Raw genomic sequence first — 12,419 nt, 5'->3', positions numbered from 1 at the left:
ATCAGTAGGGGTCGAAATCGAGGAAGCTGACCGCCGTGGTCGTGGGGTCCAGCATCTCGGGCAGCGACGGATCCAGGCGTCGCCAGATCATGTTCAGCGGCGAGGGGCGCAGGCGGGCGGGGATTGGTGCGAAGCCATGAGCCGGCAGGGATAGTCGTGGCTCCAGACCGATGAACAGCGGCGGGATCCAGGGCCGACCGCCGGTGGCCGCCACTTCCGTATGACCTGCCAGGAAGGCGGCGCAGCGCAGGCCTGGAACGCCGGTCTCTGCCCAGACGCCCAGCAGGTCACCCTGCCGCGCCACCCGATAGTTCGCCGCCGGATTGGCCAAGCGCCAGGCCAGACTGGCCGGTCCCCAATCGACTTGGAAATCAGTCGGCGCGTCGGCCAGACGGCGTGGCGGCCGCAGAAGCAGGCCCGCCTCCAGGCTGCGAACCTTCTGAAAGGCCAGTTTGCGCAGAAAGCCCGGCGTGCTGTTGGCGTTGGCGAAACCGAAGACGCCCTGAAAACCCTGCTCGCGCGCCGCAGCGTAGGTTGCGTCGGCCAGGGTCGTGAACAGGCCCTTGCCCTGGAATTCAGGCGCCGTAGCGGTGTTGAGCGACAACAGGCCCCGGACGGATTCGCCCTGGATCCGCGCCCGCATGGGGATGGTGACATAGTGGGCGGCCAGGGTGTCGCCGGACCAGGCGTCGGCGCCGACGACAGGGCCCTCGGGGTTGTCTCCATAAAGCCATTCCAAGGCCGAGACCGTGAACTTCGCCAGGGGCCCGAACACTCGCCCCAGCAATTGACTGTAGGCGGCAAGTTGCTCGGGAGCAGTTCCCGAGGGTTTGATCTCTATGCCGTCGATCTTCATCGCGCGTACTGATCACGAAACTTCGACCCTGCCAAGCTGACCGGCTTTTCGCGCTTTGCACTCAGGCGGACGCACCTTAAAAGCCGGAGCGATGAAGGGCGGGCATCCGATGACAAGACTGGGTTTCAATCTGAACGCTTCGCAGGTCGTGCGCGGCGTCCTGATCGCCGGCCTGCTGTTCATGCTGGGCGCGAATCTGCCGGGCCATCTGTCTTACGACTCCCTGGCGCAACTGGCCGAGGGTCGCTCGGGCGTGCGCACCACCTGGGGCCCGGCGATGTTCGCCTGGCTGCTGGGCGTCTTCGACGAGATCGTACCCGGAACGGGCCTCTATGTGATCGCCAGCGCGGCCCTTCTGTTCTTCAGCCTTTCGGCGCTGCGCGCCACCCGCCCCCAGGTCTCATGGTGGGCGGTTCCCCTTACGGTGCTGCTGGTCTTCTCCCCGATTGTGCTGATCTATCAGGCCATCGTCTGGAAGGACGTCCTGTTCGCCAACCTGACCATCGCCGGCTTTGTTTGTCTGGCGAGACTGCCCGCCGCCTGGGATCGCCCCGGGCCGCGCTGGCTGGCGCTCGGCGGAGCCCTGCTGGCCCTGGCGATAGCGGCGCTGGTTCGCCAGAACGGGCTGGTCGTGGTATTTCTCGCGGCGCTGAGCCTGGGCGCGATCCGCTTCCGTGACGGCTGGCGCCAGGCCCTGGCTTGGGGTTTTGGCGGCCTGGTCGCCACCATCATCGCCATGCTGGTGCTGGGCGCGATCGCGCAACCCAAAAGCATCGGCCCGGGCAAGACCCAGGATGTCGGCATGCGCATCCTGCAACACTACGACATCGTTGGCGCGGTGGCGCGGGACCCCAGCTATCCCTTGACCCATATCGAGGCCGCCAATCCCGCCGGCGCCGCTGCCATTCGCAAGGGCGTGGCGGCTTATTCCCCCCAGCGCGTGGACTTCTTCGACACCGACCCCGCCTTGGGCAAGGCCCTTTGGGCGACGCCCAAGGCCGCCATTCGCGCCGAGTGGCGGGAGTTGATCACCAGGCATACGGGCGCCTATGTCGCGGAGCGGTGGGATGTGTTCCGCTGGCTGTTCCTGACGCCCAAGCTGGAGGTCTGTCTGCCCGACTTTGTCGGGGTCAGCGGACCCGAGCCCCTGGTCGCCGGTCTGAAGCTGACCAACGCCGTCGATCCCGCCGACTGGTCGCTGCACAACTACGCCACCTATTTCTACGGCACCCCGGTCTTCTCGCATGTGGCCTACGCCGTGATCGCGCTGCTGGTCGCAGGCTTTCTCCTTTGGCGCCGGGACGGACCTGACCTCGCGATCGCCGGGCTTATGTTCGGCGGCCTGGCTTTCACGGCGAGCTTCTTCGTGATCTCGCTCGCGTGCGACTATCGCTATCTCTACTTCCTGGATCTGGCGGCCATGACCGGCCTGTTCTACCTCGTTCTCGACCCCTCGCTGCGCCGCGCCGGCGCAGAGGGCGGCCTGCGGAGTGACCCTGCGTGACCGTTCGTTCGAACCTGCTTCTTGCGGCTGCAGCCTGCCTGATCGTCACGGCCTGCGACAAGCCCAAGGGCGCGCCGGCTGACCCTGTCGCCGTCTCGCCTGCCACCGAGCCAGCGCGACCGGCTCCCGTGCGCCCGGCCGAACCGGTGAAGTGGGACGAGTCGAGCGGCCGCTTCACGGTGGACGGCACGGTGCTGAAGACCGCTCATCTGTGGCGTTTTGACGGATCGACGGAGGGGTTCTCGGCCGCGTCGGCCCAGGTCGAGCCCGCCCGGGGCGGCGGCCTGCGAGTCGTCGAGCAGGCGATCGATACGATCGTCCGGTCGCCTCAGAATCTCGCGATCGAGGGCGGGCGCTACAATGGCGTTGTGGTGCGGTTGACCCGCGAGAAGGAGGCGAGCAAGTGGGACGGCTCGCTGTTCTTCAGTACCCCCGCCCACGGCGAGACGTCGGGCTTCTTCGGCAAGCCGCTGCGGGGCGCCGACCCTGTGGCCGGCGAGACCACCATCATGGTCTATGACATGGCCAAGCTGCGCAAAGGCGGCGGCGACTGGACGGCTTCGACAATCACCGGCCTGCGCCTGGATCTAGACGACCAGCCGGGCGGCCAGTTCGTCATTCACCAGATCGCGGTGGTCGCCTTGCCGGCCTCGGCGACGCTTCGACCGCCGCAGCAATGACGGCCAAGCCCCCGACTGCCGCGCTGATTCCCACCGAGCGGCCCGCCGCCCGGGTTGCGGCGATCCTGCCGTGCTACCGTTCCGGCGCCCATGTGCTCGGGGTGATCGCGGCCATTGGGCCGGAAGTCGACGTGATCATCTGCGTCGATGACGCCTGTCCGGACAGGGTAGGCGATCACATCGAGGCCAACGCCAACGATCCGCGGGTGATCGTGCTGCGCCACGAGATCAATCAGGGGGTCGGCGGGGCGGTCTGCACCGGCTATGCCCATGCCCTGGAGCTGGGCGCCGATATCTTCGTGAAGATCGACAGCGACGGCCAGATGGACCCGTCCGAGATTTCCGTCCTGGTCGATCCCATCGTGCGCGGCGACGCCGACTACGCCAAGGGCAACCGCTTTTTTAATATCGAGGATCTGCAGGGCATGCCGGCCCTGCGCCTGTTCGGCAATGCGGGCCTGTCGTTCCTGACCAAGCTGTCAACCGGCTACTGGAGCGTCTTCGATCCCACCAACGGCTATACGGCCGTACATGCGCGGATGATCGAGCGGGTGCGGCTGGACAAGGTGTCCAAGCGCTACTTCTTTGAATCCGACCTGCTGTTCCGGCTGGGCACCCTGCGGGCCCGGGTCGCGGACGTGCCGATGGCGGCGATCTATGGCGACGAGGTAAGCCAGATGGACGTCGGCAAGATCGTCATTCCGTTCTTCTTCTCGAACGTCTCCAATTTCCTGAAGCGACTGTTCTACACCTACCTGCTGCGCAACTTCTCGGTGGCCTCGCTCTATCTGCTGATCGGCGTGCCACTGACCGTCTTTGGCCTGGTGTTCGGAGTCGAGCGCTGGATCGACGCCGTTTCCGACTCCCGCCCGGCCACTTCGGGCCAGGTGATGTTCGCGGCCCTGCCGATCCTGATCGGCGTGCAGATGGTGCTCAACTTCATCGCTTACGACGTCGAGAACGAGCCCCGCACCGCCGTCTGGCCGCTGCTGCGGCCTAAGAAACGGGCGGGCTAGGACCATGCCGATGTCGCTGAAGGACATCCTGCTGTGCCTGGCCTTCTCGGTGACGCTGCCGATCGGCCAGATCCTGTTCAAGGTCGCCGCCAATCACAGCCAGTCGATTACCGGCGGGGTGATCGCCAAGGTCGTGCTAAATCCGCCCCTGATCGGGGCCTTCGCCTGGTACGGTCTGACGGCGCTGTTCTGGTTCTACATCCTGACTCGCATTCCGCTCAGCTCGGCCTATCCGTTCTCGATCCTGGGGTCGGCCCTGGTGCCGCTGCTGGCCTGGGCGTTGTTTCGCGAGCAGGTGACCCTGCAGGCCGCGGCGGGGTTTGCGGTCATGCTGCTGGGCTTCTTCATGATCGTCCGCGCCCGTTAGGCCTTAGTCCGCCCTGCCCAGACGGACGCTTTCGCAGCCCATTGCCATCAGGCAGTCGAAGAAAAACGCTGCGGTAAATGAGCCGCGGCTGATCTTGTTGCGAAGATTGGCCTCGCTTTCAGTCACGCCGCGCTCGGCCAGAAGGCGCGCCAGATCGGCATAGGTCAGGTTGCGCCGCCTGAGCTCGGCCTTGAGCACGCCCTTGACGTGATCGGTCGATTTGACTGTGCGCGTTGCAACCATTTGCGCACCATACATCATCGAATATGATACGAAAACCGTTGACACGCCCGAAAGTGCAGATCATTTCTCGGCCGCCCGTGTGGACCGCCGTCCAGCGGGGCGGGGATCACCACCGGCCTGCATCCGTCACGATGTCAGCCTGATGGGATCAGGTTCACGGCGGGGATGAGTCAGCGGCGAAATGAAGCGACCAAATCTCAAGATCGAAACCAACGGCCTGCTGATGCGGGCCCTGCGCGAGGGACGCGGGCCTCTGCTGGCCGCTGCGGGGTTCACGTTGGTGTCGAGCGTGCTCTACATGGCGCTGCCCCTGTTCACCAATCAGGTCTATGGGCGCGTGCTTGTCAGCCAGAGCGTGCCGACGCTTCTGGTGCTGACCGTGGGCGCCCTGTTCGTGTTCGCGGTCTCGTCCGTGATCGACTTCTTTCGCGCCAGGGTTCTGGTCAATTTCGGGTCGGCTTTCGATCATCGTGTTTCGGGGCAGGTGTTCTCGGCGCTGTTCGACGGCATCAGCCGCCGGGAGCGCGCGATGTCCTCGCAGGCGCTGCGGGATCTGGATGTGTTCCGGCAGGCCCTGACCGGCGCCCCGATGCTGGCCCTGTTCGATCTGCCGACGGTCCCGTTGATGATGATCGTCCTGTTCATAATCGATCCCTGGGTGGGCGGGCTAACCTTGATCGGCGGCGCGGTCTTGCTGATCCTGGTGATTATCCAGGACCAAGCGACCCGCATCCCTCTCAAGGAAGCCAATGACGCCGCGCTGAGAAGCTACGGCTTTACCGACGCCGGCTTGCGCAACAGCGAAGTGGTGCGCGCCATGGGCATGTTGCCTAGTATCGGCGCCTTGTGGTTCCGCTTCCGCCGTGAATCTATGGGCCAGAGCGTTCTGGCCAGCGATCAGGCGGGCGTCTGGTCGAACGCCATCAAGTTTGTCCGCATGGCGATCCAGATCCTGATCGTCGCCCTGGGCGCCCTGCTGACCATCGAGCACAAGATCGGTCCGGGCCTGCTGTTCGCCAACATGATCCTGTCGGCGCGCGCCCTGGCGCCGATCGACCGGGCCGTCGGCGCCTGGGCCACAGTCATAGCCGCGAGTCAGGCCTATGAGCGGCTGACGGCGCTGCTGAACAGCTACAAGGCCCCCGAGGCGGCCACCAGCCTGCCGGCGCCCAAGGGTCGTCTGGCCGTCGAGAGCGTCAGCTTTGCGACCCCCGACGGTTCACGCATGCTGTTGCGCAACATCGTCTTTGCGATCAATCCCGGCGAGACCGTTGGGGTCATTGGCCCGTCTGGCGCGGGTAAATCCACGCTGGCGCGCTTGCTGGTCGGGATCTGGAAGCCGGCCGCCGGCACGGTCCGTCTGGATGGCGCTGATGTCTTCACCTGGGAGCGCGGCGCGTTTGGCCAGCATGTGGGTTATCTGCCGCAGGACACCGAACTGTTCGGCGGCAGCATTCGCGCCAACATCGCCAGGTTCTCGACCACCGTCACCGACGAGGAAGTGGTAGAGGCGGCCAAGCTGGCGGCCGTTCACGATCTGATCCTGCGGCTGCCCAAGGGCTATGACACCGATCTGGGCCAGGACGGGGTCATCTTGTCGGTCGGGCAGCGGCAGCGGGTCGGACTGGCGCGCGCCCTTCTGCGCAACCCACGACTGGTCGTGCTCGACGAGCCCAACGCCAACCTCGACGCGGTGGGTGAAGCGGCGCTCATGTCCGCCCTGGAAACCCTCAAGGCCCGGGGCGCGACGGTTGTCATGGTTTCGCACAAGCCGTCTATTTTCCGGACTGCGGACAAGATGCTGGTCCTGCAAGACGGCCAGGTCGAGCTATTCGGTCCACGTGACGCTGTGCTCGCCAAGCTCGCCGCTAAGGCCCAGCCCGCCGCGGTCCCAGCGCCCCAAACCACCAAGTCGATCGAGGCCAAGTCGTGAGCAATTTCCTCAAGCTGCTGGGCCGACCGGCGACGGAGAGCGACGCCCCTCTGCTTGGCGGTCCCGAAGTGCCGCAGTCGGAAGCCGAGAAGCAGAATGTCCGGGCCCCGATCATCGCCGGAAGCCTGGTCATCGGTGTCTTCGTGCTGGGTCTGGCGCTCTGGGCGTCGGTCTCGTCGATTTCAGGCGGCGTCGTCGCCTCGGGCCAGGTGCGGGTCGAGAGCAACCGCAAGTCGCTCAAGAGCCGCGACCCTGGGGTCGTGCGCGGCATCTACGTCCGCGATGGCGACAAGGTCGCCGCCAACCAGGTGCTGCTGAAGTTCGACGACACCGTCGCCAAGGCCCAGGTCGCTATTCTGGAGGGCCAGTACTACACGATGCTGGCGCAGCGGGCCCGAAGCGAGGCTGAGTCCACCGGCCAGCGGAGCTTTGTCTTTCCGGCCGAGTTACGCGAAAAGGCCGCGACGGATCTCAACGTCGCGACGCTGATGCGCAACGAGGAGTTCCTTTTCCGGTCCCGGGCCGACGGCTTGAAGGGTCAGGCTGATATCCTACAGCAGCGGATCGTGCAGTTGCGCGAACGACAGAGCGGCATCCAGCTCCAGATCGATTCGATTGACGAGCAGGCCCGCCTCAGCCGCGAGGAGCTGCAGGGCTACCAGACACTCTATGAAAAGGGCTATGCGCCCAAGACGCTTTTGCTGCGCCTGCAGCGCGCGTTGGCCCAGTCGCAGGGTCAGCGCGGCGCCCTGCTCTCTGACAAGACCCGTACGCAGGAACAGATCGGTGAGACCCAGCTTCAGCTGAACTCGATCTATCAGGAGCGCTCCAGCGAGGCCGCTGAGAACAAGCGCAAGGCCGACGCTGCCCTGGCCGATATCAGTCCGCGCTTGGGGCCCGCTCGTGAATCCCTGGCAGGGACGGTCGTGCGGGCGCCGGTCGACGGGATGGTGCTCAATCTTACCCAGCATACGCTCGGCGGCGTTACCGGCGCTGGCGAGTTGCTGATGGACGTGGTGCCGCTGAACGCTCCGCTGGTCGTACTCGCCCAGATCCGTCCGGGCGACATCGACGAGGTTCGCGTCGGCATGAAGGCGCAGGTCGATCTCGCCGCCTATAACGCCATGAAGGTGCCCAAGGTCGCCGCCACGGTGCTCCATGTCTCGGCCGATGCGCTCAGCAACGACAAGAGCGGCGAGAACTATTTCGTCGCCGAGCTGAAGATCGACCCGACCGAGTTCCAGCGCCTGCCCAAGGGGGTGCGCCTCTATCCCGGCATGCCGGCCAACGTCATGATTGTTACCAGCAAGCGGACAGTGATGTCCTATCTGCTGGGTCCTATCGGAGACATTTTCGATCACGCTCTACGTGAATCCTGAGGCCGTTGTGGACGATCGTCACGTCGCTTTCCTGATCGCGGGCGTCCAGAAGGGCGGGACCACGGCCCTGTTCGACTATCTGGTCGAACATCCGGCGCTCGATCTGCCGGCGATCAAGGAGGCTCACTTCTTCGACGACGAGCGGGGCGTCGATTGGGCCGCGCCCGACTACGCCCGGTATCACGCGCTGTTTTCACGGCCGGCTCCGGCCCTCCGGGGCGAGGCGACGCCGATCTACCTTTATTGGCCCCAATGCCTGGAGCGGATCGCCGCCTACAACCCCGCGATGAAGCTTATCCTGCTTTTCCGGGACCCGGTGGAGCGGGCATGGTCTCACTGGCGGATGGAGTACGGGCGTGGCGCAGAGACCCAAGCTTTTGCGTGGTGCATTCGCGAGGGCCGCCATCGTGTCGCGACGGACGCTGTCACGCCGGGATTTCATCGCGAGTATAGTTATGTAGAGAGAGGGTTCTACGGAGCTCAGCTTCAGCGCCTCTATCAGCACTTTCCCAGGCGTCAGACACTTCTGTTGACCTCGGAGGATCTGGCCGCCAATCCGGGGCCCGTCCTGGCGCGGGTGACGGAATTTCTCGAGGTCCCGCCGTTTCCGGGCAAAATTGAGGCGCGCAGGTCACACGTAGGCCGGGAAATGCGCCCATCCGACCATCCGACGGCGGAAGACGTTGCTCTTTTGCGAAGCATATATGCCTCCGATCAAGTGCTTTTTGCCGAACTCTCCGGGCGAGGTTAAGCTAGATCAACCTATGAGATTCATGCGCCCGCAGCCTGCTCCGGCCATAAAGCGCTCTCTGTGACGCCGGCAGTGGCTTGATTTTGTTGCAAATTTATCACCGCCAGGCTTGGCGTGAAATCACGAAGGGCCTGTGTGTTTCGGCAGTTGCGCAAATTCCGTGGATTGGATAACTATAGCGCGGGCTTGTTTGACCTTGGTCGTCACCCTCGGGGGAACGATTAGGTACGGCTAAGGAACGCAGGTTCTCCACCTCCGTGGTGGGGGCGCAGGCGGTCTTGCGGCCCATTGACACGATTTTGGAGAACAAGAATGACTGCCTACGTTTTTGAAACCATCACCGACGCCCAGGCTCTGGCCTTTTTGAGCGCCAGTGACTCCCTGGCATTTGCGGATCAAGCCGCGACTGCCGCGAATGTAACCTTCACCACGACGGCCGCTTCGGGCATCGAAACCGCCAAGATGGTCGTGACCTACGGGTCCACCACGAAGACCTTCGAATCCACCCAGCTGACCTCGATCACCTTCGGCGACGGTTCGGTCTTCGCGTTCAGCGCGGCTCCGACGGCTTCGGCCAAGGCCGATGCGCTGTATGCAACGGCCTCCGCCAGCACCATCGACGGCCTGGCCGGCAACGACAAGATCGTTGGCGGCGCCGGCGCTGATACGCTGACGGGCGGTTCGGGCAACGATACTGTCACCGGCGGTCTGGCTAATGACAGCATCATTGGTGGTTCGGGCGCCGACGTCCTGAACGGCGACAACGGCAACGACATCATCAGTGGCGGCGACGGCGCTGACGTTGTCAACGGCGGCGTGGGCACCGACACCATCACTGATGGCGACACGACGGGCGCCAACGACGTGTTCAACGGCGGCAACGACGCTGACACCATCACCGGCGGCGCTGGCGACGACTCCATCAACGGCGACAACGGTAACGACAGCCTGACGGCCGGCGCTGGCACCGACACCATCTTTGGCGGTTACGGCACCGACACCATCGTGCTGCACGCCGACGGTAGCTGGGCTCAGGGCAACCAGGGCGCTGACACCATCACCGGCGCTGCTGGCGATGACACCATCTATGGTGGTCAGGACAACGACAGCCTGGTCGGCGCCGGTGGCGACGACTTCCTCCAGGGCAACCTGGGTGACGACACCATCAGCGACCTGTCGGGCGATGACACCATCCGTGGTGGCCAGGGCAACGACACGATCAGCGACACCGCTGGCGACGACCTGATCTTCGGCGATCTGGGTAACGACACCATCACCGACGCTGCCGGCGACGACACCATCTATGGCGGCGACGGTAACGACACCATCACCGACACCCTGGGCGCCGACGAGCTCTACGGTGACGCGGGTGCTGACACCATCTCGGGTGCTGCCGGCAATGACACGATCGACGGTGGCGCTGACAACGACGTTATCAATGGCGGTGCTGGCCAAGACAAGCTGACCGGCGGCGCTGGCGTTGACACCTTCGTCTTCGCGCTGGCCGATGCGACGTTGGCTCAAGCCAACGCGTCCACGGCTGACTACATCACGGACTTCGACTCGACCGACAAGCTGCAGTTCTCGAGCGCTGCTTCTCCTGCTGGTACGGGCGCCTATGTGGAACTCGCCGCGGCGACGTCCTACGCAGCTGCCCTCACGGCCGCCAACCTTGAGTTCGTGGATAGCGCCACGACCCAGTATGTGGCGATCCAGGTCGGCAACGACGTGTATCTGTTCGTCGATGACGCCGAAACTGACACCACCACCAACGTCGTGGTTCTGGTCGGCTCGGACCTGTCGGACATCTCCGCCTCGTCCATCATCGACTAAGACTTCAGAACTATACCAAGATTGCGGGGCCATCCTTCGGGATGGCCCCCTTTTTTTGTCCGCAATTCCTCTAAGGCGACCTGCCGGTCGGAGTTCATGTCAAACGCTGTCCTCTATCTGAACCCCGAAGCCTTCGACACCTCCTCAAAGACCCTGATGGGCCGACATGCCGCGGGCGAGAGCTTTCTGCGCGGCTATCTGCGGCATGCCGATGTCGATGCCCATCATTTCTGGAATGTCGCCGACCGCCCGATCAGGGATCTGGAAGCTTTCGTTAATCTGGTCGAGCCGATCCGCAAGCCGACCACCTGGATCCACAGCCAAAACCGTCATGCGCTCGCCGGCTTGGGCGTGGTCAATTTCGCGGCCCCGCGCCTGGCGGCGGAGGCCTGGGCCCGCCGTCCGTTGGGTGACAGCGCCTATGCCATCTGCGGCATTACCCACACCACGGCCAGTGACCAGGTCATGGACATGATCGGCCAGATGCTGATCGCCCCGGTCAAGCCCTGGGACGCCCTGATCTGCACCTCGCGCGCCGTCCGCGCCGCCGTTGAAACCCAGTTCGAAGCAACCGCCGCCTACCTGGCCGACGTCCATGGCGCGACCCATATTCCCAGACCCCGTCTGGAAACCATTCCGCTGGGCGTCAACGTCGCCGACTTCATCACCACCCCGGCCCAAAAGGCGGAATGGCGCGAAAAGCTGGCCATCCCAGAGGATACGGTGGTCTGCCTCTATGTCGGGCGCTTCAGCCCGGCCGCCAAGATGAACCCCATCCCCATGGGCATGGCGCTCGAACGGGCGGCCGCCATCTCCGGCAAGAAGATTGCCTGGGTCGTGGCCGGCTGGGCCGGCAGCGGGGAAGCCACCGAGAACTATCACAAGGCCAGCCGCGAGGCCTGCCCCAGCATCCAGTACATCCCCCTCGACGGCCGCCTGCCGGACGTGCGGTTCTCGATCTGGGCCGTGGGCGACGTCTTTCTGTCCCTGTCGGACAATATTCAGGAAACCTTCGGCCTCACCCCGGTCGAGGCCATGGCGGCGGGCATGCCCAATGTCGTGTCCGACTGGGACGGCTATCGCGACACTGTGCGGCACGGCATCGACGGATTTCGCATTGCCACCTATGCACCGGGGCCTGGCAAGGGTGAGGACATGGCCTATCGCTATGCCAACCAGTGGCTGCGCTACGACGCCTATGTCGGCGCCGCGAGCCAGACGACGGTGGTCGATGTCGATGAGGCGGCACGGGCGATCGCGACCCTGGTCACTGATCCCGACCTGCGGCGCAAGATGGGGGCCAGTGCCCGCGAGCGCGCCGTCAAGGACTTCGACTGGGCGACTGTCATCAAGTCCTACCAGACACTATGGGGCGAACAGAACGCCCGTCGCCTTGCCGAACGGGTTCAGGTTTCCCGGCCACGCAACGTGCCCAACAACCCGTGGCGGATGGATCCCTTCACGCTATTTGCGTCCTATCCGACCGAATATCTGACGCCGACGACCATGGTCCGGCTCAACCCAGAGGTGACCTGGGATAAGGTCAAGCTGATGGTCCACGAGCCCATGGCCCGGATCGGCGCCAGCGTGCTTCCCACCGAAAAGGAACTGGAGGCTCTGGTCGAAGCCCTGACCCTGGTTCGTCAGAGCAGTGTCGCTGACCTCACAAGGCCGCACCCCCCGATGCGCAGCGTCATGCTCGAGCGTGGGGTTCTTTGGCTGGCCAAATATGGCTTCGCCACGGTGATCGGAAGGTCGGACGCCATACCGGCTTGACGGCATTGACCGCCGCCCAGCCCGCGGACGACTTCAGCAGTTCCGGACCGATAGCCTCGGTCCGGAACTCTAATGATTTGT

11 protein-coding genes are annotated in these 12,419 nt (G+C 64.5%); 9 read left to right on the top strand and 2 right to left on the bottom strand.

The features are described from left to right. Position 1: 1 nt before the first annotated feature. The gene (locus tag ACW17Z_RS10385; RefSeq protein WP_492055945.1) at positions 2-856 is read right to left on the bottom strand and encodes a GNAT family N-acetyltransferase; all 855 of its coding nucleotides are present in this window, start codon (positions 854-856) and stop codon (positions 2-4) included. Between the two features lie 109 nt (positions 857-965). On the opposite strand from ACW17Z_RS10385, the gene ACW17Z_RS10380 reads away from it, so the two are divergent. The 4 genes from ACW17Z_RS10380 to ACW17Z_RS10365 are packed head-to-tail and all read left to right on the top strand — an operon-like array spanning position 966 to position 4,423. Beyond that, complete coding sequence (locus ACW17Z_RS10380) at positions 966-2,360, top strand: hypothetical protein (protein ID WP_492055944.1); 1,395 nt, start codon at positions 966-968, stop codon at positions 2,358-2,360. After that, positions 2,357-3,040, top strand: a complete 684-nt coding sequence (locus ACW17Z_RS10375) for a hypothetical protein (protein ID WP_492055943.1) — start codon at positions 2,357-2,359, stop codon at positions 3,038-3,040. Before ACW17Z_RS10380 ends, ACW17Z_RS10375 begins: the two co-directional genes overlap by 4 nt. After that, positions 3,037-4,056 (top strand): glycosyltransferase family 2 protein, encoded by a 1,020-nt coding sequence (locus tag ACW17Z_RS10370; protein WP_492055942.1) that lies wholly within the window; start codon positions 3,037-3,039, stop codon positions 4,054-4,056. The genes ACW17Z_RS10375 and ACW17Z_RS10370 overlap by 4 nt, the downstream gene beginning before the upstream one ends. Before the next feature lie 4 nt (positions 4,057-4,060). Beyond that, a complete protein-coding gene (locus ACW17Z_RS10365) occupies positions 4,061-4,423 on the top strand; it encodes a DMT family transporter (RefSeq protein ID WP_492055941.1) in 363 nt (120 codons plus the stop codon). Positions 4,424-4,426: 3 nt separating this feature from the next. Here ACW17Z_RS10365 and ACW17Z_RS10360 read toward each other — a convergent pair whose 3' ends face one another. Continuing rightward, positions 4,427-4,711: a DUF6471 domain-containing protein gene (locus ACW17Z_RS10360; protein ID WP_492055940.1), complete on the bottom strand. Its 285-nt coding sequence runs from the start codon at positions 4,709-4,711 to the stop codon at positions 4,427-4,429. A 136-nt stretch (positions 4,712-4,847) separates the two neighbouring features. Between ACW17Z_RS10360 and ACW17Z_RS10355 the strand changes: the two genes are divergently transcribed. The 5 genes from ACW17Z_RS10355 (at position 4,848) to ACW17Z_RS10335 (ending at position 12,338) form a co-directional block, all read left to right on the top strand. Next, a complete protein-coding gene (locus ACW17Z_RS10355; protein ID WP_492055939.1) occupies positions 4,848-6,599 on the top strand; it encodes a type I secretion system permease/ATPase in 1,752 nt (583 codons plus the stop codon). Further along, a complete protein-coding gene (locus tag ACW17Z_RS10350) occupies positions 6,596-7,978 on the top strand; it encodes an HlyD family type I secretion periplasmic adaptor subunit (protein WP_492055938.1) in 1,383 nt (460 codons plus the stop codon). Before ACW17Z_RS10355 ends, ACW17Z_RS10350 begins: the two co-directional genes overlap by 4 nt. A 7-nt stretch (positions 7,979-7,985) precedes the next feature. After that, positions 7,986-8,729: a sulfotransferase domain-containing protein gene (locus tag ACW17Z_RS10345; RefSeq protein ID WP_492055937.1), complete on the top strand. Its 744-nt coding sequence runs from the start codon at positions 7,986-7,988 to the stop codon at positions 8,727-8,729. 312 nt (positions 8,730-9,041) lie between these two features. Further along, positions 9,042-10,562 carry a calcium-binding protein gene (locus tag ACW17Z_RS10340; protein WP_492055936.1) on the top strand — a complete coding sequence of 507 codons (1,521 nt, stop codon included), beginning with the start codon at positions 9,042-9,044 and terminating at the stop codon, positions 10,560-10,562. A gap of 96 nt (positions 10,563-10,658) precedes the next feature. After that, positions 10,659-12,338, top strand: coding sequence for a glycosyltransferase family 4 protein (locus ACW17Z_RS10335; RefSeq protein ID WP_492055935.1), 1,680 nt, complete (start codon positions 10,659-10,661; stop codon positions 12,336-12,338). The last annotated feature ends 81 nt before the right edge of the window (positions 12,339-12,419 follow it).

The organism is Caulobacter sp. GSs2, from assembly GCF_058680895.1.
This window is presented reverse-complemented; position numbering and strand designations above follow the sequence as displayed.

What these genes read in the sequence shown, in the direction of transcription:
- ACW17Z_RS10385 (WP_492055945.1), bottom strand. Translation starts at nt 856, where the DNA reads ATGAAGATCGACGGCATAGAGATCAAACCCTCGGGAACTGCTCCCGAG.
- ACW17Z_RS10380 (WP_492055944.1), top strand. Translation starts at nt 966, where the DNA reads ATGACAAGACTGGGTTTCAATCTGAACGCTTCGCAGGTCGTGCGCGGC.
- ACW17Z_RS10370 (WP_492055942.1), top strand. Translation starts at nt 3,037, where the DNA reads ATGACGGCCAAGCCCCCGACTGCCGCGCTGATTCCCACCGAGCGGCCC.
- ACW17Z_RS10365 (WP_492055941.1), top strand. Translation starts at nt 4,061, where the DNA reads ATGCCGATGTCGCTGAAGGACATCCTGCTGTGCCTGGCCTTCTCGGTG.
- ACW17Z_RS10355 (WP_492055939.1), top strand. Translation starts at nt 4,848, where the DNA reads ATGAAGCGACCAAATCTCAAGATCGAAACCAACGGCCTGCTGATGCGG.
- ACW17Z_RS10340 (WP_492055936.1), top strand. Translation starts at nt 9,042, where the DNA reads ATGACTGCCTACGTTTTTGAAACCATCACCGACGCCCAGGCTCTGGCC.
- ACW17Z_RS10335 (WP_492055935.1), top strand. Translation starts at nt 10,659, where the DNA reads ATGTCAAACGCTGTCCTCTATCTGAACCCCGAAGCCTTCGACACCTCC.